This window comes from Palleronia caenipelagi (assembly GCF_007004065.1).
Taxonomy (GTDB): Bacteria; Pseudomonadota; Alphaproteobacteria; order Rhodobacterales; family Rhodobacteraceae; genus Palleronia; species Palleronia caenipelagi.
Map to the genome: position 1 here is coordinate 113380 of NZ_VFSV01000002.1, position 23256 is coordinate 136635.

Annotated in this window: 24 protein-coding genes; 17 read left to right on the forward strand and 7 right to left on the reverse strand. The window is 62.6% G+C overall.

Annotated elements, in window-relative coordinates; translation table 11 throughout:
• Positions 1-43 precede the first annotated feature (43 nt).
• The 6 genes from FEV53_RS01555 to FEV53_RS01580 all read left to right on the forward strand — a co-directional run bounded on the left by FEV53_RS01555 (position 44) and on the right by FEV53_RS01580 (position 6148).
• Positions 44-589 carry a Panacea domain-containing protein gene (locus FEV53_RS01555; RefSeq protein WP_142833062.1) on the forward strand — a complete coding sequence of 182 codons (546 nt, stop codon included), beginning with the start codon at positions 44-46 and terminating at the stop codon, positions 587-589.
• Complete coding sequence (locus FEV53_RS01560) at positions 586-927, forward strand: hypothetical protein (protein WP_142833063.1); 342 nt, start codon at positions 586-588, stop codon at positions 925-927. The genes FEV53_RS01555 and FEV53_RS01560 overlap by 4 nt, the downstream gene beginning before the upstream one ends.
• 280 nt (positions 928-1207) lie before the next feature.
• Positions 1208-3340 carry a polyribonucleotide nucleotidyltransferase gene (gene pnp / locus FEV53_RS01565; RefSeq protein ID WP_142833064.1) on the forward strand — a complete coding sequence of 711 codons (2133 nt, stop codon included), beginning with the start codon at positions 1208-1210 and terminating at the stop codon, positions 3338-3340.
• Positions 3341-3440: 100 nt separating this feature from the next.
• A complete protein-coding gene (locus FEV53_RS01570; protein ID WP_142833065.1) occupies positions 3441-4409 on the forward strand; it encodes a glycosyltransferase family A protein in 969 nt (322 codons plus the stop codon).
• Positions 4410-4508: 99 nt separating this feature from the next.
• Complete coding sequence (locus FEV53_RS01575) at positions 4509-5096, forward strand: L,D-transpeptidase (protein ID WP_142833066.1); 588 nt, start codon at positions 4509-4511, stop codon at positions 5094-5096.
• A gap of 146 nt (positions 5097-5242) precedes the next feature.
• The gene (locus FEV53_RS01580) at positions 5243-6148 is read left to right on the forward strand and encodes a VOC family protein (protein ID WP_142833067.1); all 906 of its coding nucleotides are present in this window, start codon (positions 5243-5245) and stop codon (positions 6146-6148) included.
• 164 nt (positions 6149-6312) lie between these two features.
• Here FEV53_RS01580 and arsJ read toward each other — a convergent pair whose 3' ends face one another.
• The 5 genes from arsJ to argH all read right to left on the reverse strand — a co-directional run bounded on the left by arsJ (position 6313) and on the right by argH (position 9949).
• Positions 6313-7554: an organoarsenical effux MFS transporter ArsJ gene (gene arsJ / locus FEV53_RS01585; protein ID WP_142833135.1), complete on the reverse strand. Its 1242-nt coding sequence runs from the start codon at positions 7552-7554 to the stop codon at positions 6313-6315.
• Between the two features lie 208 nt (positions 7555-7762).
• On the reverse strand, positions 7763-8065 hold the full coding sequence (locus tag FEV53_RS01590; protein WP_142833068.1) for a DUF2834 domain-containing protein: 303 nt from the start codon (positions 8063-8065) through the stop codon (positions 7763-7765).
• Positions 8065-8220 carry a hypothetical protein gene (locus FEV53_RS20705; RefSeq protein WP_185962052.1) on the reverse strand — a complete coding sequence of 52 codons (156 nt, stop codon included), beginning with the start codon at positions 8218-8220 and terminating at the stop codon, positions 8065-8067. The genes FEV53_RS01590 and FEV53_RS20705 overlap by 1 nt, the downstream gene beginning before the upstream one ends.
• Positions 8221-8222: 2 nt before the next feature.
• Entirely contained in the window at positions 8223-8543 is a 321-nt protein-coding gene (locus tag FEV53_RS01595) for a hypothetical protein (RefSeq protein ID WP_142833069.1), read from the reverse strand.
• Positions 8540-9949, reverse strand: coding sequence for an argininosuccinate lyase (gene argH, locus FEV53_RS01600; RefSeq protein WP_142833070.1), 1410 nt, complete (start codon positions 9947-9949; stop codon positions 8540-8542). The genes FEV53_RS01595 and argH overlap by 4 nt, the downstream gene beginning before the upstream one ends.
• 13 nt (positions 9950-9962) lie before the next feature.
• On the opposite strand from argH, the gene FEV53_RS01605 reads away from it, so the two are divergent.
• The 4 genes from FEV53_RS01605 to FEV53_RS01620 all read left to right on the forward strand — a co-directional run bounded on the left by FEV53_RS01605 (position 9963) and on the right by FEV53_RS01620 (position 13303).
• The gene (locus FEV53_RS01605) at positions 9963-10499 is read left to right on the forward strand and encodes a TlpA family protein disulfide reductase (RefSeq protein ID WP_142833071.1); all 537 of its coding nucleotides are present in this window, start codon (positions 9963-9965) and stop codon (positions 10497-10499) included.
• Entirely contained in the window at positions 10496-11713 is a 1218-nt protein-coding gene (locus tag FEV53_RS01610) for a cytochrome P450 (protein ID WP_142833072.1), read from the forward strand. The genes FEV53_RS01605 and FEV53_RS01610 overlap by 4 nt, the downstream gene beginning before the upstream one ends.
• Before the next feature lie 63 nt (positions 11714-11776).
• Positions 11777-12145 (forward strand): hypothetical protein, encoded by a 369-nt coding sequence (locus FEV53_RS01615; protein ID WP_142833073.1) that lies wholly within the window; start codon positions 11777-11779, stop codon positions 12143-12145.
• Positions 12146-12241: 96 nt separating this feature from the next.
• Entirely contained in the window at positions 12242-13303 is a 1062-nt protein-coding gene (locus FEV53_RS01620; protein WP_142833074.1) for a Hint domain-containing protein, read from the forward strand.
• A 45-nt stretch (positions 13304-13348) separates the two neighbouring features.
• Here the strand turns inward: FEV53_RS01620 and FEV53_RS01625 are convergent, their stop codons facing one another.
• Entirely contained in the window at positions 13349-14206 is an 858-nt protein-coding gene (locus FEV53_RS01625) for a D-amino-acid transaminase (RefSeq protein WP_142833075.1), read from the reverse strand.
• A gap of 110 nt (positions 14207-14316) precedes the next feature.
• Between FEV53_RS01625 and FEV53_RS01630 the strand changes: the two genes are divergently transcribed.
• The 3 genes from FEV53_RS01630 (at position 14317) to FEV53_RS01640 (ending at position 16930) form a co-directional block, all read left to right on the forward strand.
• On the forward strand, positions 14317-14634 hold the full coding sequence (locus FEV53_RS01630) for an MmcQ/YjbR family DNA-binding protein (RefSeq protein ID WP_142833076.1): 318 nt from the start codon (positions 14317-14319) through the stop codon (positions 14632-14634).
• A gap of 326 nt (positions 14635-14960) precedes the next feature.
• Entirely contained in the window at positions 14961-15869 is a 909-nt protein-coding gene (locus FEV53_RS01635) for a LysR substrate-binding domain-containing protein (protein WP_142833077.1), read from the forward strand.
• 101 nt (positions 15870-15970) lie between these two features.
• Positions 15971-16930: an L-malyl-CoA/beta-methylmalyl-CoA lyase gene (locus FEV53_RS01640; RefSeq protein ID WP_142833078.1), complete on the forward strand. Its 960-nt coding sequence runs from the start codon at positions 15971-15973 to the stop codon at positions 16928-16930.
• Between the two features lie 2 nt (positions 16931-16932).
• Here FEV53_RS01640 and FEV53_RS01645 read toward each other — a convergent pair whose 3' ends face one another.
• Positions 16933-17385 carry an Lrp/AsnC family transcriptional regulator gene (locus FEV53_RS01645; protein WP_142833079.1) on the reverse strand — a complete coding sequence of 151 codons (453 nt, stop codon included), beginning with the start codon at positions 17383-17385 and terminating at the stop codon, positions 16933-16935.
• Positions 17386-17457: 72 nt separating this feature from the next.
• On the opposite strand from FEV53_RS01645, the gene FEV53_RS01650 reads away from it, so the two are divergent.
• The 4 genes from FEV53_RS01650 (at position 17458) to smc (ending at position 23256) form a co-directional block, all read left to right on the forward strand.
• Positions 17458-18054: a LysE family translocator gene (locus FEV53_RS01650; RefSeq protein WP_142833080.1), complete on the forward strand. Its 597-nt coding sequence runs from the start codon at positions 17458-17460 to the stop codon at positions 18052-18054.
• Between the two features lie 52 nt (positions 18055-18106).
• On the forward strand, positions 18107-19063 hold the full coding sequence (locus FEV53_RS01655; RefSeq protein ID WP_142833081.1) for an acetyl-CoA carboxylase carboxyltransferase subunit alpha: 957 nt from the start codon (positions 18107-18109) through the stop codon (positions 19061-19063).
• Positions 19064-19203: 140 nt separating this feature from the next.
• Positions 19204-19587, forward strand: a complete 384-nt coding sequence (gene mscL / locus FEV53_RS01660; protein WP_142833082.1) for a large conductance mechanosensitive channel protein MscL — start codon at positions 19204-19206, stop codon at positions 19585-19587.
• Positions 19588-19803: 216 nt separating this feature from the next.
• A complete protein-coding gene (smc, locus tag FEV53_RS01665) occupies positions 19804-23256 on the forward strand; it encodes a chromosome segregation protein SMC (protein WP_142833136.1) in 3453 nt (1150 codons plus the stop codon).

Genomic DNA, 23256 nt, shown 5'->3' on the forward strand with positions numbered 1-23256 from the left:
GTTTCAGTTTCCATTTTGGCGCCTGAACGCCTATATTAGTCCCATGGAAAGAGCCAACACTGCCCAGTACGACGCCCGCCAAATCGCGAACTGGTTCATCGACCGGGCCGCGAAGGATGATCGCGAACTGTCGATCATGACGATCCTGAAGCTCGTCTATATTGCCCATGGCTGGCATCTGGAGACAACGAAGCGGCCGCTTTTCGCCAACCGGATCGAAGCTTGGCGCTATGGTCCGGTGATCCCTGACGTGTACAACGCGTTCCGCAAGCAGGGCGTTACGGTTAGAGAGCAACAAAACCTGACAACAAATCCGTTCGCTCGGGCCGCAGGTTTTTCAAATGTAGTTGGCTCGAATGATCAAGCTTCTATCGAAAATATTGAACAAGATTCCCAAAGCCTCCTCAGCCAAGTTTACGACATCTACGGAAAATTGAGCGCGTTTCAGCTTTCGGATCTGACTCATATAGAAGGCGGACCTTGGGACATTGCTGTAAAGGCTGGCGGTTATTTCACGCGCATTCCTGATGATCTGATCAGGGAACATTATGAGGAAAAGCGGGCAAAGGTTGAAGAGACCGCTGCATGATCGACGAAATTCCGCCTGACGATCCCGATCTGCGCCATCGACGCAAACTCCACCATGACCTTGTGCTATTGGAGCACGAAAGAGAGAATGAATTCAGGAAGCTGTCCATCGCGGAGTTGAAACAACGACTGCGCCTCCGGAGGTTGTCAGCGTTTCTGGGATGCGTTGTGATTTTCGGAATGGGATCACTCTTATATCACCTGACACACTCAGTTCTAGGCGCGCCGCACTCTCCTGACGAACCCTCGCCGTATACCGTTGATGCCGCTGCGCTGAGCGGTGGCTTCCTCGTTGCAATGATGTTGCGCCAATTGCGTCAATCACCGCCATTACAATAGCTTTGTTTGCCGGTGCGTTTCGTAAAATAGATAACAACGAAATGGATACGATCCAGAGAGGTGTACTTTCGGCGGGCAAGTTCTTCAACGGGAACTGAACTGTCGCGACCCAGCGCCTCTCCACTTCCCAAATCACCTGCGATCCGCTAGGACGCCCACATCTGAGACGTGACGCATTGACCCCGGCGCATGACAGGATGGAGGGGTCGGCGGCAATGGGGCCGCCGGATAAACGGGAGACCCGGAGGGCCGGGTGTGCTCCCGAGACAGGATACGACAGATGTTTCAAGTAACTAAGAAATCGATGCAGTGGGGCGAAGAGACCCTCACGCTCGAAACCGGCAAGGTTGCGCGTCAGGCCGATGGCTCGGTCATCGCCACTCTGGGCGAGACCAGCGTCATGGCCAACGTGACCTTTGCCAAGGAGCAGAAGCCAGGTCAGGACTTCTTTCCGCTGACGGTTCACTACAACGAGAAATATTACGCTGCGGGCAAGATCCCCGGCGGTTTCTTCAAGCGTGAGGCCCGCCCCACCGAGAAGGAAACCCTGACGGCGCGTCTGATCGACCGCCCGATCCGCCCGCTCTTTGTGCCGGGCTTCAAGAACGAAGTGCTGGTGATCTGCACCGTGCTCAGCCACGATCTGGTCAACGATCCCGACATCGTCGCCATGATCGCAGCCTCCGCCGCCCTGACCATCTCCGGCGCGCCCTTCATGGGTCCGATTGCCGGTGCCCGCGTGGGCTTTGAGGATGGCGAATACATCCTGAACCCGACCGTGGACGACATGTCCAACCTGCGCAACAAGCCCGAGCAGCGTCTCGATCTGGTTGTCGCCGGGACCAAGGACGCGGTGATGATGGTCGAGTCGGAGGCCTATGAGCTCTCCGAGGACGAAATGCTCGGCGCCGTCACCTTTGCCCATGAGCAGATCCAGCCGGTCATCGACCTGATCATCGATCTGGCCGAAGAAAGCGCCAAAGAGCCCTTCGACTTCACCCCGCCGGATTACGCGGACCTGTTCGCCGCGGTGAAAGCTGCGGGCGAAGACAAGATGCGCGCCGCCTACGCGATCCTCGACAAGCAGGAGCGCGTGGCCGCTGTTGCCGCCGCCAAGGACGAGATCAAAGGCGCCCTGAGCGAAGAGCAACTGACCGACGAAAACCTCGGCTCCGCTCTCAAGAAGCTCGAATCCTCCGTCCTGCGCGGCACGGTCGTGAAGGAAGGAAAGCGGATCGACGGGCGTGCCCTCGATCAGGTCCGTCCCATCGTGGCCGAAACGGGATTCCTGCCCCGGACTCACGGCTCGGCGCTGTTCACCCGTGGCGAGACCCAAGGCCTCGTGATTACCACGCTGGGCACCGGCGATGACGAGCAGATGATCGACGCTCTGGAAGGCACCTACAGGTCGAACTTCCTGCTACACTACAACTTCCCCCCGTATTCGGTCGGTGAAGTGGGCCGCTTTGGTCCTCCGGGCCGTCGCGAGATTGGCCATGGCAAACTCGCCTGGCGCGCGCTGCAGGCCGTGCTGCCCGCCGCCACCGACTTCCCCTACACGATCCGCATCGTGTCGGAGATCACCGAATCGAACGGCTCTTCCTCCATGGCCTCTGTCTGCGGCGGTTCGCTGTCGATGATGGATGCCGGTGTGCCGCTGAAGGCGCCGGTGGCCGGTGTGGCCATGGGTCTGGTGCTCGAAGATGACGGCGATTACGCGATCCTGACCGATATTCTCGGCGATGAGGATCACCTCGGCGACATGGACTTCAAGGTCGCGGGCACCGAGAACGGCATCACCTCGCTGCAGATGGACATCAAGGTTGCCGGCATCACGCCCGAGATCATGAAAACCGCCCTGGCTCAGGCCAAGGAAGGCCGTCTGCATATCCTCGGTGAGATGAACAAGGCCCTTTCCGAGGTCTCCGAGTTCTCCGAGCATGCGCCCCGCATCGAGACCATGCAGATCCCGACGGACAAGATCCGTGAAGTGATCGGCACCGGCGGCAAGGTCATCCGCGAGATCGTGGAAACCTCCGGCGCCAAGGTCGACATCAATGATGACGGTGTGATCAAGATCGCCTCCGCCAACGGCGAAGCGATCAAGAAGGCCTATGACATGATCTATTCGATCGTGGCCGAGCCGGAGCAGGGCAAGGTCTACAAAGGCACCGTGGTGAAGATCGTCGATTTCGGCGCCTTCGTGAACTTCTTTGGCAAGCGCGATGGTCTGGTGCACGTCTCCCAGATCGAGAACCGCCGCCTGAACCACCCCTCCGACGTTCTGAAAGAAGGTCAGGAAGTGTGGGTCAAGCTCCTGGGCTTCGACGATCGCGGTAAGGTCCGCCTGTCCATGAAGGTCGTGGATCAGGAAACCGGCGAAGAAGCCAAGCCGGAAGAATCCGACGACTGATCGCTCTTTAGCGCGAAATGACAAAGGCCCGGGCGGAAACGTCCGGGCCTTTTTCGTTGCGGTGCTTGCCAGCCCTCCGGCGCTTTGACATCAAGTTTCCATGGACCAGCCCGCCCCCATTCGTCTTACCGTCGCCGCCTGCACACGTCAGCGGCCGCAAATGGTGGCAGCGTTGGCGGAGAGCTGGGGGCGGATGGCTCTGCCGGATGGGGTCGCCGTGACGTGCCTGCTGGTCGAGAATGACACAGAGACGCGACTGCACGATCTGCCGCAGCGGCTGGCCAACGGGGTGACTCTGCGTCACGTTCTGGAGCCCGAACCCGGCATCCCCTTTGCGCGCAACCGCGCCGCTATCGGGGCAGTCTCGGATCGTGCGGATCTGCTCGCATTCGTTGATGACGATGAGGTTGTGGCCGGGGACTGGCTCCTGCGAATGATCGAGGGCTACCGGCAGAGCGGCGCAATGCTGCTCGGCGGTCCGTTGCGCGCCCTCCGGCCAGACTCGCCGTTGACCACCCTGCAAAAGGCCCTCTTTCGCGGCGTCGAAAAACGCTACCGGCGCAAAGAAGTTCGCGCCGCCCGCAAGGCTGACCTCCGGGACACCAAGGGCGTGACCATCGTCACCAATAACTGGCTGGCAGATGTGCGCCTTTTCACTGAACACGGGCTAAGCTTCGATGAAACCATGCGGCATACGGGCGGCACCGATGCAAAGTTCTACGCAGAAACCCGGGCGCTGGGCCTGCCCACAGCCTGGGTTGCCAATGCCATCGTGGCCGAAGAAATCCCGCCCGCCCGGCTGAGCCTCCGCTACCAGTTCGCCCGAGGCCGCGATCAGGCGGCGACTCACATGGCGCGGCGTCTTAGCGAACGCCCCGGCTCGGTCTGGCAGGCTGCTCTCCTGATCCCGCTCCGCGCACTGGCGCTGATCCCACTGGTCGTTGCGGTCCCACTGACCGGCGGATCTGCGCTGACAGATCTTGCGCGGAGTGCCGGTGCGGTTACAGGTCAGATCACATCTCTGTTCGGCAAACGGTCGCGACTTTACGAAGATGTGACCGGCGGCTAGCAAAGGCTGACGTATACGCTGGGATCGGTTATTCTTGCGCGAGATTGTGCCCGGGGCGCGGCAACGACCCGCTCCGGATCGAGGAAAGGATATGAAAACATGAACAGACGAGAGCTTCTCGCAGGCGGCGCGGCTGCCATTGCTTCGGCCCTCCTGCCCGTCATGGGCAGCGCCCAGACCCTGCCGCCGCGCCTCCAGCCGGCTTTTGTGAACCTGCGCCACCCCTTGCCCGCCGGCGAAGTGCACGTGTTCCCCGACCACTTCCAGCTCTTCTGGACCCTGCCCAACGGTCAGGCGTGGCGCTACGGCATCCGCGTTGGCCGCGCCGGTCTCTATGAGCCGGGCACCTACTACGTAGGCGCCAAGAAAGAGTGGCCGTCCTGGAAACCGACCCCCAGCATGGTCGAGCGCGAGCCTGAAAAATTTGCCAAATACGCCGAAGACGGCATGCCAGGCGGCCCGAACAACCCGCTCGGGGCTCGGGCCATGTACCTGTTCCAGCCGGGCCGGGGTGACACATTCCTGCGTATCCACGGCACCAAGGACACCAACACCATCGGTCGCGCCGTGTCTAACGGCTGCGCGGGCCTGACCAATGAGCATGTTAAACTGCTTTACGAACAGGTTCCGATGAAGGCCAAGGTGGTTCTCTACCCCAAAATGGTGGCTGGTCCCTCCAACGTCTAAGCGTCGGACCTTTGTGACATGACAGCCCGGACGCTCGCACAGAGCGCCGGGCTGTTTATTTTTGCACAGAACCTTCGCGCCAGCGCCTGTATCGCGCGTCAGAGGGTGCACCTATGTGGATGGGGGCGCAACGACAGGAGGCCGCGATGCTGAGACAGATTCAAGGATTGCACCACGTAACCACGATTGGCTCCGATCCCCGCGCCATCGATCGGTTTTGGACCGTGGATCTGGGGCTGCGCCGGGTCAAGAAGACCGTGAATTTCGACGCTCCCGATGTGTATCATCTCTACTATGGCGATGAGCTTGGCCGTCCCGGCACCGCCATGACCTATTTCCCGTTTCCCAACGCCGCCCGTGGAACCCGAGGTACGGGCGAGGTCAGCGAAACGCGGCTGGCCATCCCTCAGGGCGCGACGGGTTTCTGGGCGAACCGGCTCGGAGCGGAGGTATCCGAGGACACATTCGGTGCAGCTGTCGTTCGGTTCGAGGCGCCGGATGGTGACGCCTTTGCCATGGTTGAAACTGATGACCCCCGCGCGGCCTATGCCGCAATAGTGCCAGCAGACCACGCCATCCGGGGTTTTCACTCGGCCGCGCTGATGTTGCGCGACATCGGCCCGACCGCTGATCTCCTGCGCTTTATGGGCTACGAGGATCTCGAACGGCAGGGCGACACGTTGCGGATGCATCGTCCCGGAGGGCGCGCCCATATCATCGACCTGATCGCACGCCCAGGCGTGCCCGAGGCCACGCAATCTGCGGGCTCGGTACATCACATCGCGTTCTCAGTCGCCGATATCGCCGCGCAAGCGGAGGTTCGGGAGGCGCTCACCGCCGAAGGCTTTGCCGTCACGCGCTCCATCGACCGCGACTATTTCCGCGCCATCTATTTCCGCACCCCCGGCGGGGTGCTGTTCGAGGTCGCCACAGACGAGCCGGGCTTCGCCGTGGACGAAGATCCTGCCGAACTCGGCGAGACGCTCAAGCTGCCCAGCCAGCACGCTCATCTGCGCGCGACGCTTGAGGCGACGTTGCCTGCGCTAAACTAAGCCCGATACCCACCGAAGATGACCCCCTTGGCAGAGGGCCATCAGTCACTCAGTACGGACCACCGGCCAGAGACGCCCCACGAACAGCCGCTCGGCTTCATGGAAGTCGTGCAGCCCGGTGCAGTTTCCGCTCCCATCTCATTCGGCCTCAACGCCCACATTGCCTATCGCGCCGCAGCGTCCCGAGCGTTCAATCGCGACGCTGCGATGGCGGAGATCACGACCATTCCCGTCGCTATCCCGAGCATCAGTGACAGCCCACCCGTCTGGTAGGTGAGCCCCGACAGCACTGTACCGAGGAGCCGTCCACCAGCGTTGGCCATATAGTAAAACCCCACATCCATGGTGACCCGATCGGCTTTGCTGAAAGCAAGGATCAGGTAAGAATGGAGTGACGAGTTGATGGCAAATACGACACCTAAGGCCAAAAGGCCCACGACAATGAGGGACGTAAACCAGGTCTGTGGTGTCTCGACCAACATCGAGGCCGCCGTGAGAGCTGCGAGGATACAGGCCAAGCCCAAGGCCCAGAATCGGGCGCTGCCTGCCAGCTCAGCCTCGGACCGCTGGGCAGCCCGCAGCACGCGGGGCGCCACGGCCTGCACGGCACCGTAGAGGATGATCCATGCTGACATAAAGCTGCCAATCATGAAAAACGCGGCCCGGTTTCCGGAGTCCGATCCGTCCGACAAGACGGCGTAGAAATAGATCGGGATTCCAACGACGAACCAGACGTCCCGCGCGCCAAAGAGGAACACGCGCGCAAGGCTCAGCCAGTTCACATTGGCAGAGCGCGAGAACATCTCGGAGAACTTCGCAGATTTGCGCCCACGGGGAAGGCCAGGCGGCATTGCAATCCAGACCGCGATCAGGATGAGCGCAAGACAGACCGCCATAGCGTTTACTGCCCACGTAAAGCCAAGCCCGGCCAGCAGCACCGCACCGAGGAGAAAGCCGAGCCCTTTGACGGCGTTCTTTGAGCCGGTCAGCAATGCCACCCAGCGGAACAGGCCGTCTCCGTTGGCGGGGGCCAGCAGCTTGACTGCGGATTTTGAAGACATCTTGGCGAGATCTTTCGCCACGCCACTCACGCCCTGAACCACCATGACATAGGCCACGGAGACCCCGTTGGCCCAAACCGGATCAAAGCGGGACAAGGTCAGGAGGGCTATGATCTGCAAAACCAGACCGGCAAACAGCGTCGATGTCAGACCAAACCGCGCAGCGATCCAGCCCGCCGAAAGATTGGTCACCATGCCAGCGAACTCGTAAAGAACGAAGAGATAGGCCAGTTGAAGCGGCGAAAAGCCCAGCATGTGAAACTGGAGCAGAACCAGCATACGTAATGCGCCATCGGTGAGCATAAAGCCCCAATACGCAGCCGTCACAGCAATATAGGCGTTCATCCCGTCCGGAGATGAGTGGTTCTCCCGCGTCACAGAGGGCTTCTCCGCCTCATCATCTTTGAGAGCGGTATGCTTCGCAAATGGCTCATTTCATCTTCCATGGCCGATTTCAACTTCCGTCGCCGCGCCCTGCGCTCCTCGCTGGCGCGACATCTCTGCCATCTAGCACGCGAATATCATACAAACATGACACGCGACGGGCTGCGGATTACACCGGACGCGTGCGGAGCCAGATATAAAGTGGCAAGCCACAGCTCACACCAATACAGAACGTCGCCGGGATCGCGATGAGGCGGAGCCAGTCGCGGGTCGAAACGGCTTCCCAAAGGACGAACAGGGTGAGCGCGATGGCCGAGATCGTCAGATCCCAGACGAGGCCTGTGGTCGAGGCGTTCACATACCACGCGTCGATCAGGTCGGCGAGGCTGTTTCCCGCGCTCATGTAGCTGAGAAACCAGTACATCGGGTGAATGGCGCCCCATATGGCCAGTAACAGAAAGATGTGGCGCATCAGAATTTCGTTCCGCTGACACCGATGGTGGCCGTGCCGGAGACATCAATTTTCACGCCCCGGTCATTGACCTCGATCCCGTCAGTGACGGGCTCGGGGGGGCCACCTGCACCACATGCGGTGAGCAGCAGAAACAGGGCGAGCACACGCGTCATGATCAGCCTCCCACACGAATCGGCGGCGGGGTCACGGAGCCCTGCAGCTCGCCGCTTTGGTCCACCCGGACGGAGGTCCCCGAAACCGGTGTCACGGTCCCCACGACCCGATCACCGTTGGTCGACACGGTCGTGCCACGGATCGGGCTGACGGACCCGGAGACGCGCCCGGTATGTCCGACGGTGACCCGGGTCCCCGCAGGCCCCGACACGCCAACGGAGGCTGTCGGCCCGTTCGGACCAAGACCGACGGTCGGCCTGAGGACGCTGTTACAGCCGCTCACGCTGAGCGCCATAACGATAACTCCGGCGAGTGTTTTCATCCGAGTTTCTCCTTCCAGCGGGCGATCTGGGCGCGGACATTGGCCGGCGCCGTTCCGCCATAGGATGTGCGGCTCGCCACCGAGTTGTCCACCCCCAGCACGTCGAAGATGGATACGGTGATCGCCCCATGAACCTCCTGCATCTCTTCGAGACTGAGATCGGGCAAATCACAGCCCTTCGCTTCGGCGCGGGCGACGAGCGTGCCGGTCACGTGGTGGGCATCGCGGAAGGGCAGCCCCGCCTCGCGCACCAGCCAGTCCGCCAGATCCGTCGCGGTGGAGAACCCGTGCCCGGCCGCGGCCCGGAGGGCGTCAGGATTGGCGGTGAGGTCGGAGATCATACCTTCCATCGCGGCAAGGGACAGCATCACCGTATCGGCGGCGTCAAAGACCTGCTCCTTGTCCTCCTGCATGTCCTTGGAATAGGCGAGCGGCAGGCCCTTCATCACCATCAACAGCGCCGTTTGCGCCCCGAAAATCCGTCCGATTTTCGCGCGAATCAACTCGGCGGCGTCGGGGTTTTTCTTCTGCGGCATGATCGAGGAGCCGGTGGAGAACCGGTCCGACATAACCACAAAGCGGAACTGGGCCGAGGACCAGATGACCAGCTCTTCGGAAAGGCGGCTGAGATGCATGGCGAGGATCGAGGACGCGCCGAGGAAGTCGAGGGCAAAATCCCGGTCCGACACGGCATCGAGCGAATTGGCCATGGGCCGGTCAAAGCCCAGCGCCCTGGCCGTGGCCTCCCGGTCGATGGGGAAGGACGTTCCCGCCAGCGCCGCAGCCCCGAGCGGACATTCATTCATCCGGGCGCGTGCGTCGGAAAACCGCGACTTGTCCCGCGCCAACATCTCCACATAGGCCAGCATGTGGTGCCCCCAGGTCACTGGCTGGGCGGTTTGCAGATGGGTAAAGCCCGGCATGACCCAATCCGCGCCCTGTTCGGCCTGTGTGAGCAGCGCCTCTTGCAGTGCCTCAATGCTGGTGATCGCCGCGTCGCACTGCTCCCGCACCCAGAGCCGGAAATCCGTGGCCACCTGATCGTTGCGCGAGCGCCCCGTGTGCAGCCGCCGCCCGGCCTCGCCGATCAGCTCGATCAGCCGGGCCTCAACGTTCATGTGGATGTCTTCGAGCTTCGTCGAAAACCGGAACGTTCCCGCTTCGATTTCTGACAAGACGGTGAGCAGCCCTTCCCTGATCGCTTCGGCGTCTTTATCGGTGAGGATGCCCTGCGCCGCCAACATGGCTGCGTGGGCGCGAGAGCCCGCGATATCCTGAGCCGCGAGCCGCTGGTCGAACCCGATGGAGGCGTTGATGGCTTCCATGATTTCGGAGGGACCGCCGGCAAAGCGGCCGCCCCACATGGCGTTCGATGGGGCAGTCGGGGCGCTGTCGGAATGAGACATGAGGGGATCCTGGATGAGATTGTTCGCTGTCGCTCTTTATCTGGCCATTGGGGCCGCCGCAAATGCTGCGGATCTGACCGGTGTGACGCTTGAGGGCGACATGCGCAAACTGGTCGTACACTCCGCCCCCGAAGCGGTGCCGGATCTGGTCGTGACCACGCCCGAAGGAGACGAGGTGCGCCTGTCCGACTACGCCGGAACGCCGCTGGTGCTGAACTTCTGGGCCACGTGGTGCGCCCCCTGCCGCGAGGAAATGCCGGATCTCGACGCGATGCAGCGGGACCGGGATGGCGCGCTGGAGGTGCTGACCATCGCAACGGGGCGAAACTCGGTCGAGGGGATCGAGGAGTTCTTTGCCGATGAAAGCATCACCGATCTGCCGGTTCTCCTCGATCCGAAGCAGGTGGCCGCTCGCCAGATGGCAGTACTGGGCCTGCCCGTCACGGTTCTGGTTGATGCCGAAGGCCGCGAGGTCGCGCGGCTGACCGGTGGCGCCCACTGGAAGGGCGAGGCCGCGGATGCGGTGATCGACGCGTTGGTCGGCGAGTGAGCGTTACGCTCGACCCCTATTCCGCAGGGTTTGCCGCCGATCCCTACGAGACCTACGCCGCCATCCGTGATCTCGGGCGGCCGTTTTATTACGAACCCTTCGACATCTGGATGCTGGCCTCCGCCGCCGAGGTGGAGGCTGTGGCCCTCGACAGGACGATGGTGCGCAGCCGCAACCATCTGATGTCCGAGGCCGAGCGGCGCGCCGAGCAGCGCAAGCTCAACTGGCACGACATGCCGCACCATGAGCGCTTCGTTCAAACGAACCTCCTGGAGGATGACGGCCCTGCCCATGATCGCCTGCGGCGTCTGGTGTTCTCCGAGTTCTCTGCTTCGATGATCAAAGCCCAGCGCCCGATGATCGAATCCTATGTGGCGCAGTTGCTGGATGATCTCGAAGATCGTACCGAGTTCGACTTCGTCGAAGCCTTTGCCGCCCATGTGCCGGGCCTTGTGATCGGGCGGATCATCGGCGTCCCCGACGAATACGCACCGCAGCTGCGCCTCTGGTCCGAACAGGTCGTGCGGTTCTTCGACGTGGCCCGCGATGACGCGGCCAAAGCGCTGGCGGAAACTGCGACGCGCGATTTCTACCACTTTCTGCTGGATCTGATCGCCCGGCGCCGCCGCGTGCCGCAGGACGACCTGCTGACCAACTTGATCCGTCACCGCGACGCCGGGCAGCTCAGCGAAGACGAGCTGATCGCGACCGTCATGCTGATCCTCATGGCGGGCCATGGCTCGACCATCGATGTGCTGGGGTCGGGGCTGCACGCGCTGTTGCGCTTTCCCGATCACCATACCCTCCTGAGTGCCGCGCCGGAACTAATGCCAACGGCGATACAGGAAATGTTCCGTTACGAGGCGCCCTTGCCGTTTTTTCACCGTTATCTGACCGAAGATCGGGTGATCGCGGGCCAGCACTTGCCCGCCGGGGCCAAACTCGGCCTGCTCTATGGCGCGGCGAACCGGGACCCGGCGCGGTTTACCCACCCGGACCGTTTCGACATTACCCGCAGCCCCAACCGGCATCTGGCTTTTGGCGGCGGCATGCATTTCTGCCTCGGCAAACATCTCGCCCGTCTCGGGATGGAGGTGATCTTTGGCGCGCTGAATGACCGGTTTTCGCGAATCGAGCTGGTCAGCCCGCCAGTCTACAAACTCGGGCTCTCCGTGCGCGGTCCTCAAAAGCTCCACATCGCCGTCACGCGCTGACACCCTTTCGCGGCACCACCGGCGGTCCTATATGCCGCTGGATATGCATACGGAGACGGACCCATGGAAATCCTGTCGATCTTTCTGGCTGGTGCTGCCGCAGGCGGCTTATGGCAACTGAACCGAAAGCGCGACCGTGCCCGCAGGGATCCGGCAAACCTCTGGACAGATCGCTTTCCCGGCGATGTGGTACGCGACACCAAAATGCTGCCAGACGGACGTTACGCGCTGATTGACAGCGATATGGGGCTGGGCGTCGTCCGGATAAAGGACGGCGCGGGCTGGCGCATCGGTCCCGACGACACTTATTCGCAAGCCTCCGGGGACATTCAAATCTGCCCCAGTGAGATGGAAAAACGGTTTGAAATCAATATCAGCGCGGGCTCATTGGACGACGGCTGGGCAGATAAGGTAAAGACCCACTCAACTTAGACGTGCCTCTTGCGCGTTAACCAAATTTCTTTACCAGAGTTTCGGACGGCGAGGGACCGCTGTCATCACAATGTCAAAGAATGAAGTGGGTTCGGAATGGCTATCGCAAATCTGACTGATGCGGTTCTTTTAGATGCAACACTGACAGACATAACTTCAGGGCCGAATACGTTTACGGCAGGAACAGGCGGCACGATCGTACAGGCTCTGGACGACACGCAGGTGTTCTCGACTGCCTCTGCGTCGGATGATTTCATCCAGGTCGGCGACACCACTGTAATCGATGGAACGACCTGGACCGTTACGGGGATTGGCACGATCGAAGGAGAGGTCGACTACACCAATCCCGATACAGGATTGCCGGATACCGAGATCTATACGGCTGGCCCGATCCTTTGGATTGAGGTCACCGACGGCACGACTACCCAGCTCATCATGTCATTTCCGGACTTTGACGGATTGCCCAAGATTACGGAGATCCGCACCGACCCCGGTTTCTTTAACACAGGTTTTGAAGATGAATCTGCAGCGGGCAGAGGCATTCTGATCTATAATGACGCGTCTGGAATCACGTCGGTCGTTTGCTTTGCCAAAGGCACTCTCATAACGACCGAGAACGGCGATATCCCTGTAGAGAACCTGCGTCCAGGCGATGTCGTCATGACAAAAAATAGCGGTACCCAAGAGATCCTTTGGATCGGGAAAAAACACCTTGATTCAGCGGCCCTACAGAACAATCCCAAGCTGCAGCCCTGCCGGATCGCACCCAACACTCTCGGGCCGTCGACACCTGATCGGGATTTGTATTTGTCCCCACAGCACCGCGTTCTGATTTCGTCTCAGGCAGCAAAGGATGCGTTTGGCTCGAACGAAGTCCTTATCCCCGTGATCAAGCTGACGATGATGGACGGGATCAGCCAGTGCGCTCTGGACAGCGTGGATTACTATCACATTCTGCTGAAAGACCATGACGTGGTTTTTGCCAATGGAGCTCCTGCAGAAACGCTGTTGCCCGGTCCTGAAGCTATGAAGAGCATCGGACCAGATGCCCGGCGGGAACTGAAACAACTTTTCCCCGAATTGTTCGCAACGGCCCAGCGGCCTCAGGCTATCTTCCCGATTGTCGAGCGTAAAAAGCAGGTTTCATTACTGGTGTAATGATCGGTCGCCCCGAAGCTACGCCCTCGGGGCGACCACGTTGGATCAGATCGCGGCCTTGCGGCTTTCTTCGAGGTAGATCTCCCGCAGACGACGGGCCACGGGACCGGGCGTTCCGTCGCCCAGCTTTTCACCGTCGATCTCCACCACCGGCATCACAAAGGCCGAGGCCGAGGTGACGAAGGCCTCGTCGGCCGCCTGCGCTTCCTCGATGGTAAAGGTCCGCTCCTCGACCTTCATCTGCGCCTCACGGGCAAAGCGCAGTACGGCCGCGCGGGTGATCCCATGCAGGATTTCGGTACCGAGCTGGCGGGTGATGATCTTGCCGTCCTTGACGATATAGGCGTTGTTCGAGGTCCCCTCGGTCACCACCCCGTCCTCGACCATCCAGGCATCATCCGCACCCTTCGCCTTGGCTTCCATCTTCGCCATCGACGGATAGAGGAGCTGCACCGTCTTGATATCGCGACGGTCCCAGCGCAGGTCGGGCAGGCTTGCGACGCGGATGCCCTGATCCGCCTGCGGGCTGTTGGCGAGACCGGGCTTCGACTGAGTGAACAGCACCACCGATTGCGGCGTGTCTTCTGCCGGATAGGCAAAATCCCGGTCCGCGGCCCCGCGCGTGACCTGCAGATAGACCAGCCCGTCTTCGATCCCGTTGGCCTCGACCAGCCTGTGGTGGATCTCCAGCAGCTCATCCCGGCTCATGGGCATGCCCATCCCAAGCTCCTTGAGCGACCGGTCCAGCCGCGCCGCATGACCGTCGAAATCAATCAGCTTGCCGCCCAGCACCGAGGTCACCTCATAAACTGCGTCGGCGAACAGAAAGCCCCGGTCGAAAACCGAGATTTTGGCGTCCTCTTCGGGGACGAACTGGCCATTGACGTAGACGGTGCGGGACATTGGGGCCTCCTGTGTGGGTGGTCCTTGGTGTCCACCCTCTGCGGCGCAGCGTCAAGCAGGGATTGACTGTGACACTGCGGCGGCCGAGCCTTGGGTCAGGAGGGTCGCCCATGCAGATGCCCACCCATGACGAAGGTCTTTTCGAGATGCTTTGCGAGATCGCGCAGGACGAGGCGCCCGACCTCAGACGCGGAAAGATGTTCGGCTGCCCTACGCTGTTTTCCGGGCGTAAGGCGGCCTTGGGCGTCTTTGGGGACCATGCGAACCTGAAATTGCCCCGCGACCGGGCCGAGGCGTTACTGGCCGAAGGGCGCGCCCTCCCGTTTGCGCCGGGAGGGCGCAAGATGGGGGGCTGGGTGTTGGTGGAGGATCCCGAAGCCAACGAGGATTTGGTCAGAGACTCCGCCCGATACCGCGCAGGCACCTGATCCCCCCAAGCAGCTACCGCTCCCGACGCCGGGACCGTACCGACAGGCGTCGGATCAGCCGTGTCACACGCCGGGTTCCGGTTCGCGGAGCAGCGGTTCTGGGGCGCGGTTCGGTGCGGATTTGGCGGGGTGCCTGCGTGCGGTCGGTGCGCGTCGCGACGCGGAACGCATCGGCGTAAATATTTAGCATCTTCTGTCCTCCTTCAAATATCGCAAACTGTAATGGCAGATTGCAAAGGGGTTCTTCTCTAGGTCCTTTCAAGTTGCTCTGAACAAGCGCTTCACGCGACTCGCAAAGATTTACCAAGTGTAATATGAGCTAACATATGGACTGGCGCGACATTCCCTCCCTCTCGGCATTGCGGGCCTTTGAGGCGGCGGCCCGGTGTGGTTCGCTTTCGGCGGCGGCGCGTGAGCTGAACGTGACCCATGCGGCAGTGGCGCAGAGTGTCCGGCGGCTTGAATCCCATTTCGGCTGCCCTCTCCTCGTACGGGCGGGGGCCGGAATGGCTCCAACCCCTGAGGGTCAGCGGCTCGCGGCCGGGTTGGGAGACGGGTTTGGACAGATCGCCGGGGCCGTCCGGGAGCTGGCCCGGCGCAACGCAGCGCGCCCCCTGCGGCTGGCTCTGGCTCCCTCACTGGCCAATAACTGGCTGATGCCACGCATCGGGGATTTCTGGGCCGAGCACCCCGATATCCAGATCGAGCTGGTCCCGGGCACCGAGCTGGTCGATCTGCGCCGGGACGGCTTCGACATGGCACTGCGCTACGGGACGGGACCCTGGCCGGGCGTCACCACGACGCGCCTGTTTCGGGCGACCCATGTGCTCGTCGCACCGCCGGAGCTGGGCCTTCGCCCGGTCGCCTCGCTGGCGGATTTGTCCGATTGTGACGTCCTTACCGAGCGGTATCACGCGGAGGATTTGCTCTGGGCCGAGCGCGAAGGCCTGCGACATGACCGGATCACACTTCGCCGCCTGCCCACGCTTTCGATGGTTCTCGAAGCGGTGCGGACCGGATACGGCGCAGGCCTGATGCCTTGGGTCATGGCTCAGACAGACGTTCAGGCGGGACGGTTGCAGGTGCTCTACTGCGGGGACACCGCAGGTTTGGCCTATCACATGCTGACCCTGCCGGGGCGTGTTCCCGGCCCGGCGCTGCGCAGCTTTATGTCATGGCTCAGAAAGCAGGCTGACCTGACCCTTGGTACCGTACCCCCCGGGCCAACACCCTGACGTAGCGGCTTCTGCGGCAGTGCAGCATTTCCTCTTGCACCGCAGCGCGCAGCTATCTAACCCTTCCCGCGAATGTAGCGAAATAAAATTGCGAGGCCGATATGTCCTTCAAGATCCAGCCCCAGCCCGTCGCCCGGCCCAACCGCTGCCAGCTCTTTGGCCCGGGTTCGCGCCCTGCACTGTTTGAAAAGATGGCAGCTTCGGCGGCGGATGTGATCAATCTCGACCTCGAAGACTCGGTTTCGCCCGACGACAAGGCCGAGGCGCGCAAGAACATTATTCAGGCGATCGGCGACGTGGACTGGGGCAACAAGCACCTGGCGGTCCGCATCAATGGGCTCGATTCGCCCTATTGGTATCGTGACGTGGTGGACCTGCTGGAGCAGACAAGCGACCGCATCGACCAGATCATGATCCCCAAGGTCGGCAACGCCGCCGATATTTACGCGGTGGACGCTCTCGTCAGCTCCATCGAGGCCGCTAAGGGCCGGACGAAGCCCATCGCGCTGGAGGTGATCATCGAGACTGCTGCGGGCCTCACCCATGTGAACGAGATCGCCGCCGCCAGTCCCCGCTTGCAGGCGATGAGCCTCGGCGCGGCAGATTTCGCGGCCTCCATGGGGATGGCCACCACCGGGATCGGTGGCACGCAGGAGAACTATTACATGCTGCGTGAGGGACAGAAATACTGGGCCGATCCGTGGCACTGGGCACAGACCGCCATCGTCGGCGCCTGCCGCACCCATGGCATCCTGCCGGTGGATGGTCCGTTTGGCGATTTCTCCGACGATGACGGCTTCCGCGCGCAGGCGCTGCGCTCGGCGACGCTCGGGATGGTCGGCAAATGGGCGATTCATCCGAAGCAGATCGCGCTCGCCAATGAGGTCTTCACCCCGTCCGAGGCTGCCGTCACCGAGGCGCGGGAGATCCTCGCCGCCATGGAAGAGGCCAAGGCCAGCGGGCAAGGCGCGACCACGTATAAAGGCAAGCTCATCGATCTGGCCTCGATCCGTCAGGCCGAGGTGATCGTCCGTCAGGCCGACATGATCGCGGGCAACTGAGGTTACCGGCGCTCATCCTTGGGGGATCCCATGACCACATAGGTCTGGATCGTGTTGACCTGAGGCAGAGCGCCCAGAATCTCCGTGTGAAAATGCTTGTAGGCGGCCAGATCCGCCGCCTCTACGCGCAACAAATACTCGACCGAGCCGGTGATATTGTGGCACTCGCGCACCTCCGGCGCATGGGTCATCCGCCGCTCGAATGCTTCCTGAGCCGATTTCGTATGCTCGCTCAGCCCGACAGTGACATAGGCCAGAAAGCCGATCCCGGTTTTGCTAGGATTGAGCACCGCCCGATAACCTTCGATCACACCGGATTTTTCCAGCGCCGCCACCCGCCGCAGGCAGGCCGAAGGCGAGAGCCCGATCCGGTCTGACAGCGACAGATTGCTGATGCGCCCGTCAGTGGAAAGCTCACGCAATATCCGCGCGTCGATATTGTCGATCTGATGCATAAGTTGTGGATATTGCGAGAATGCGCCGCTATTTGCAACCTTTTGATGGATAGGTCACGATATGTTGCGTGAATGGATATACAAACGCTGTTTTCCCTGACCCTGTTCTCCCTTGCGACTCTGGGCTCGCCCGGGCCGAACAATCTGATGCTCATGGCCTCGGGCGCCAATTTTGGCCTCCGCCGCACATTTCCCCATATGGCGGGGGTCGCTTATGGCTTTCCCTTGATGGTGCTTGGCGTGGGCGTCGGTGTGATGCAGATCTTTGCGCTCTGGCCAGTGACGGAAACGATCCTGAAATTCGTCTCCGTAGCCTATCTGCTGTGGTTGGCTTGGAAAATCGCGCGGGCGGATGCGCCCGGCAAAGGCCGCAGCGGCGCGCGGCCGCTCAGCTTTCTGCAAGCCGCCGCGTTCCAGTGGGTGAACCCCAAGGCCTGGTCCATGGCCATCGCCGCCGTGACCCTTTACGCACCCGACCGATCCGTCGGAGCGATCCTGTTGGTGGTCATCTCCTTCGCCCTGTTCGGCTCGCTCACCGCGCCGTTCTGGACATCTCTGGGAACGGTGGTGCGCCGCTGGCTCGATCAGCCCGGACGGTTACGCCTGTTCAACCGGACGGCCGCGGCGTTGCTGGTTCTGTCCATGGTCCCGTTGCTGGCAGGTGCCTGACCGCTTGACCCCGGCGCGCGCAGACGCCATCTGAACGGGCAAGGAGATCGCCATGACCCAATATCTCGACTTTGAAAAGCCGCTGGCCGACCTCGAAGGCAAAGCCACCGAGTTGCGTGCCATGGCTGAGGCCGGTGACGACGTGCTGGAACAGGCCAACGCGCTGGACGCCAAGGCGCAAACGAAGCTCGAAGCGCTCTATAAGAACCTGACCGCGTGGCAGAAATGTCAGGTGGCCCGGCATCCTGAGCGGCCCCACTGCCTCGATTACGTGCGTGAGCTGTTCACCGAGTTCACCCCGCTGGCGGGCGATCGTAATTTCGCCGAGGACCTGTCGGTGATCGGGGGCATGGCGCGGCTGAACGGACGCCCTGTGATGGTGATTGGTCAGGAAAAGGGCGACGACACAAAATCCCGCCTGACCCGGAATTTCGGCATGGCCCGTCCCGAGGGCTACCGCAAGGCCGTCCGGCTGATGGATCTGGCGGACCGCTTTGGGCTGCCCGTGATCAGTCTGATCGACACACCCGGCGCCTATCCGGGCAAGGGTGCGGAAGAGCGGGGGCAATCCGACGCCATCGCACGCTCGACGCAGAAGGGCCTGCAAATCGGCGTCCCGTCGGTCAGCGTGGTGATCGGTGAAGGCGGGTCGGGCGGCGCGGTGGCCTTTGCCACGTCAAGCCGCGTCGCGATGCTGGAGCATTCGATCTATTCGGTGATCTCGCCCGAAGGCTGTGCCTCCATCCTCTGGAAAGAGGCCGAGAAGATGCGCGAAGCCGCGGAAGCCCTGAAGCTGACCGCACAGAATCTCAAAGCTCTCGGCGTCATTGATCGGATTGTGCCGGAACCCATGGGTGGCGCGCAGCGCGACCCCAAGGAGGCCATCACCCGCGTTGGTCGCGCCATCGAAGACATGCTGGACGAGATGCAAGGCCTGTCGCCTGATGAGATCCGTGCCCAGCGGCGGCAGAAATTCCTGTCGATGGGGACAACCGGTCTGGCTGCCTGACCCAAGGTCAGGCGGACTTCCGCCACTGCGGGCACTACACCGCGGTCACGCGATCTTTTCATGTCGCGACATCTTGCAAGCGCTTGCCTGAGCGGTCACCCATGTTGCTATAAAAACGGTATTCAACAGAGGGGACCGCAATGCTTCAAGAGTTCAAGGATTTCATCGCCAAGGGCAATGTCATGGACATGGCCGTCGGCATCATCGTCGGCGCAGCTTTCACAGCCATTGTCACGTCGCTCGTCGACGACCTGATCAATCCGCTGATCGGGCTGTTCGTCGGCGGTCTCGATTTCTCCGGTCTGTCCGTTGGAATCGGCGAAGCCCAATTCATGTATGGCAACTTCATCACCGCAGTGATCAACTTCCTGATCATCGCCTTCGTGGTTTTTCTCCTCGTGCGCGCCGTCAACCGGATCAAGGCGGCGGCTGAGAAGCCTGAAGATGTGGCCCCGGAGGTTGAGACCGGCCCGTCCGAGCTCGACGTCCTGCTTGAGATCCGGGACCAGCTGAAAACCCGCTGATCTTTTGCGCTCCGGCGCATCGACGGCATCAACCCGGGAGAGGCGCGGCCTTTTCCGGGTTTTTCTATGACAAACAGTCCGACAGCCTTGTGCCGCCATCGATATCTTGTGGATAAGCAGACCTGCGCGGCCCGATATAGTGCAGCTCACTTGACTCACACGTGCTCTGACCGGATCATGATGCGTACCGGAAAACACGGGCAGGACAGGCGCGGGATGCAATTCACACGGCTCAGACTGAACGGCTTCAAGTCTTTCGTAGATCCGACTGATCTGGTGATCCATGGCGGCCTGACGGGCGTTGTCGGGCCCAATGGCTGCGGCAAGTCGAACCTGCTTGAGGCGTTGCGCTGGGTGATGGGCGAAAGTCGTCCCAAGGCCATGCGCGGCGGCGGCATGGAAGACGTGATCTTTGCCGGCACCTCCAGCCGCACCGCCCGCAATTTTGCCGAAGTCTCCCTGACCATAGACAACAGCCAGCGCCTCGCCCCCGCAGGCTTTAACGATGAGGATCAGATCGAGATCGTCCGCCGCATCACCCGTGATGCCGGCAGCGCCTACAAGGCGTTGGGCAAGGATGTCCGCGCGCGGGACGTGCAGATGCTTTTCGCAGACGCCTCCACTGGTGCGCAATCGCCGGCGCTGGTGCGACAGGGACAGATTTCTGAGCTGATCCACGCCAAGCCGAAAAATCGCCGCCGGATCCTCGAAGAAGCCGCCGGGATTTCCGGGCTCTACCAGCGTCGCCATGAGGCCGAGCTGAAGCTCCGGGCCGCAGAGACCAACCTCGCCCGGCTTGACGACACCGTGGACCAGCTCGCCCAGCAGCTCGCGCAGCTTGCCCGGCAGGCCAAGCAGGCCGCGCGCTACCGCGATATTGGCCATCGGTTGCGGCGGGCCGAAGCGCTTCTGCTCTACCGGCGCTGGCGCGAGGCCGAGGACGAGTTACGGCGCGCGCGTGAGATCTTGTCGGAGCGTGCCGCCGAAGCCAAGCGGGCGGAGACCGGCTCCGCCGAGGCCGAAGCCGCACGCGAAGGCGCCGAAGGTCAGATGCCCGCGCTGCGCGACGAAGAAGCCATCGCAACCACCCTGAGCCAACGTCTCGAAGTCGAGGCGGCGGGGCTTGCGGATCAGATCCGAAACGCGGGCGAAAAGGTTGGACGGCTCGAGGGGCGGATGCGGCAACTGGCCAAAGACGCGGATCGTGAGGCCGCGCTGAACGCGGATGCCGATGAGACCATCGCCCGGCTGCGGGAAGAAGAACAGTCTCTTGCAGCCGATGCCGAGGGCTATGAAGCGGATCTCGACGGAGCACGATCCGCAGCCGAAGAAGCGGCCACTGTTCTGGGCGAACGCGAGGGCGCGCTGGCGGCCCTGACCGAAGATGTCGCCCGACTGGCCGCGCGGCACCAATCGGCGCAACGACTGCTGGACGAGTGTCGCACCGCCCGTGACCGCGCCGAGACTGCGGCCCGAACCGCGCGCGAGGCGGTGGCCGGGGCGGACCGGGTTCTTACTGAGGCCGCCGCGCGTCTTGAGGCGAGCCAGACCGCTCAGGCCGAGGCCGAGGCCGCCATCGCCGGTGTCGAAGAGGCCCTCGCAGAGGCGGAGGCCGAGCGTGCCGAAGCGCAGGCTGTCGAGGCTGAGCACCGCGCCGCCCGATCCGAGGCCGAGGGCACGTTGGGGGCGCTCAGGGCCGAGCATAAGGCGCTCGCGCGGCTCGTGGACCGTGACGCAGGCGACGGACAGACCCTGATGGACCTTTTGCAGGTCAGTTCCGGATATGAGGCGGCACTGGGGGCGGCGCTGGCCGATGACCTGCGCGCGCCCGTGACCGAGACGGGCTCCGGCTGGTACAGTCTGACGCCCTATGCGGACGCCCAGAGCTTGCCCGAAGGGTCTGCGTCCCTCGCCGATCAGGTGACAGCGCCTGATCTACTCGCCCGCCGCCTTGGGCAGATTGGGGTCGTCGAGGCCAATGAGGGCACAGCGATGCAGGACCGCTTGCGTCCTGGCCAGCGTCTGGTGTCGCGCGAAGGGCATTTGTGGCGCTGGGACGGGTATCGCTCGGACCCTGAGGATGTGCCGTCGCAGGCCGCACTGCGCCTCCAACAGCGGAACCGGCTGGAGCGGCTCGCCCGCGAACTGGACGAAGCCGAGGCGCGCTTTGAGACGGCCCGCGCCGCACACCAGACTGCGACAGCACGACTGGACGTGGCAGGGTCAGCGGATCGGACAGCACGGGAAGCGCGGCGGCAGGCGGACACCCGTCTGGCGGAGCTGAACCGGGCGCTGAGCCGGGCCGAGGCGGATCGCGAAATCGCCGAGGGCAAGCGCGCCTCATCGCAGGATGCCGTGCGGCGCCATGAAGCGGAAGCGGCTGCGGCGACTGACCGGCTGAGTGAGGCGGAGCGTGCCTTGTCCGGGCTCGCCGACCTGTCGGAGCTGCGCGGCCGGGTGGCAGATGTGAAGATGACCGTGGATGCCGCGCGCATGACAACCATGGCGAAACGCGCGGCCCATGACGAACTGCGCCGCGAGGGTGAGGCCCGGGACAAGCGACTGGCGGCCATCGCGTGCGAGCTGGAGAGCTGGACCACGCGCTTGTCCTCGGCGGGTGGGCGGTTGGACGAAATCCGGCGCAGGCAAGAACGCACGGAACAGGAACTCGACGAAGCGCGTCAGGTGCCGGGTGCTTTGGCGGAACAGCAAGCCACCGTCAGCACCCGTCTCACCGAGGTACAGACCCGGCTCAGCGCCGCCCGTAGCGCGCGCGAGATAGGCGAAGAAGCGTTGCGGACGGCGCAGGAGGCAGAGCGCGGGGCGGAACGTCGGGCGGGCGAAGCGCGCGAAGCCCGTGCGGCGGCACAGGCGCGGGCGGATGCCTGTATCGAAACCGTCCACGCCGCGGCTCAGCGCATCCGGGAAGAGATGGAGCTGGCACCCGAGGCGCTGGTAGACAAGCTGGAGGTCACCGACCCCGACGCCCTGCCCCCGGTGACCGAAATCGAGGACGAAATCGGGCGGTTGCGTCGCCAGCGGGATGCCCTTGGCGCGGTGAACCTGCGCGCCGAGGAGGATGCCAAAGAGGTCGAGGGCGAGCACGGGACGCTGATCCGCGAAAAGGCTGATCTGGAAGATGCCATCGCCGAACTGCGCAAAGGCATTGCAGGGCTGAACCGCGAGGGCCGGGAACGGCTGCTCAACGCGTTTGGCGAAGTGAACCGCAACTTTACCAACCTGTTCAAGCATCTCTTCGGCGGCGGCGAAGCCCGGCTGGAACTGATCGAGTCCGAGGATCCCCTGGATGCCGGGTTGGAAATCCTCTGCCAGCCTCCGGGCAAGCGGCTCTCCACGCTCTCGCTCCTGTCCGGCGGCGAGCAGACCCTGACAGCGCTGGCGCTGATCTTTGCTGTGTTCCTCGCAAACCCCGCGCCGATCTGCGTACTCGATGAGGTGGACGCACCGCTGGATGACGCCAACGTGACGCGCTTCTGCGATCTGCTGGACGAAATGACCCGGCAGACCGACACGCGCTTTCTCATCATCACCCACCATGCGGTGACCATGGCGCGGATGGACCGGTTGTTTGGTGTGACCATGGCCGAACAAGGCGTCAGCCAGCTGGTCAGCGTCGACCTCAGCCGCGCCGAACAGCTGGTTGCCTGA

Coding starts and splice junctions, on each gene's coding strand:
- FEV53_RS01635 (WP_142833077.1), top strand. CDS start 14,961: ATGGACTGGCGCGACATTCCCTCCCTCTCGGCATTGCGGGCCTTTGAG.
- FEV53_RS01595 (WP_142833069.1), bottom strand. CDS start 8,543: ATGAAAACACTCGCCGGAGTTATCGTTATGGCGCTCAGCGTGAGCGGC.
- FEV53_RS01640 (WP_142833078.1), top strand. CDS start 15,971: ATGTCCTTCAAGATCCAGCCCCAGCCCGTCGCCCGGCCCAACCGCTGC.
- FEV53_RS01575 (WP_142833066.1), top strand. CDS start 4,509: ATGAACAGACGAGAGCTTCTCGCAGGCGGCGCGGCTGCCATTGCTTCG.
- FEV53_RS01590 (WP_142833068.1), bottom strand. CDS start 8,065: ATGCGCCACATCTTTCTGTTACTGGCCATATGGGGCGCCATTCACCCG.
- FEV53_RS01570 (WP_142833065.1), top strand. CDS start 3,441: ATGGACCAGCCCGCCCCCATTCGTCTTACCGTCGCCGCCTGCACACGT.
- FEV53_RS01650 (WP_142833080.1), top strand. CDS start 17,458: ATGGATATACAAACGCTGTTTTCCCTGACCCTGTTCTCCCTTGCGACT.
- smc (WP_142833136.1), top strand. CDS start 19,804: ATGCAATTCACACGGCTCAGACTGAACGGCTTCAAGTCTTTCGTAGAT.
- argH (WP_142833070.1), bottom strand. CDS start 9,949: ATGTCTCATTCCGACAGCGCCCCGACTGCCCCATCGAACGCCATGTGG.
- FEV53_RS01630 (WP_142833076.1), top strand. CDS start 14,317: ATGCAGATGCCCACCCATGACGAAGGTCTTTTCGAGATGCTTTGCGAG.
- FEV53_RS01625 (WP_142833075.1), bottom strand. CDS start 14,206: ATGTCCCGCACCGTCTACGTCAATGGCCAGTTCGTCCCCGAAGAGGAC.
- FEV53_RS01615 (WP_142833073.1), top strand. CDS start 11,777: ATGGAAATCCTGTCGATCTTTCTGGCTGGTGCTGCCGCAGGCGGCTTA.
- FEV53_RS01645 (WP_142833079.1), bottom strand. CDS start 17,385: ATGCATCAGATCGACAATATCGACGCGCGGATATTGCGTGAGCTTTCC.
- FEV53_RS01620 (WP_142833074.1), top strand. CDS start 12,242: ATGGCTATCGCAAATCTGACTGATGCGGTTCTTTTAGATGCAACACTG.
- arsJ (WP_142833135.1), bottom strand. CDS start 7,554: ATGAACGCCTATATTGCTGTGACGGCTGCGTATTGGGGCTTTATGCTC.
- FEV53_RS01560 (WP_142833063.1), top strand. CDS start 586: ATGATCGACGAAATTCCGCCTGACGATCCCGATCTGCGCCATCGACGC.
- FEV53_RS01555 (WP_142833062.1), top strand. CDS start 44: ATGGAAAGAGCCAACACTGCCCAGTACGACGCCCGCCAAATCGCGAAC.
- FEV53_RS01605 (WP_142833071.1), top strand. CDS start 9,963: ATGAGATTGTTCGCTGTCGCTCTTTATCTGGCCATTGGGGCCGCCGCA.
- FEV53_RS01655 (WP_142833081.1), top strand. CDS start 18,107: ATGACCCAATATCTCGACTTTGAAAAGCCGCTGGCCGACCTCGAAGGC.
- mscL (WP_142833082.1), top strand. CDS start 19,204: ATGCTTCAAGAGTTCAAGGATTTCATCGCCAAGGGCAATGTCATGGAC.
- FEV53_RS20705 (WP_185962052.1), bottom strand. CDS start 8,220: ATGACGCGTGTGCTCGCCCTGTTTCTGCTGCTCACCGCATGTGGTGCA.
- pnp (WP_142833064.1), top strand. CDS start 1,208: ATGTTTCAAGTAACTAAGAAATCGATGCAGTGGGGCGAAGAGACCCTC.
- FEV53_RS01580 (WP_142833067.1), top strand. CDS start 5,243: ATGCTGAGACAGATTCAAGGATTGCACCACGTAACCACGATTGGCTCC.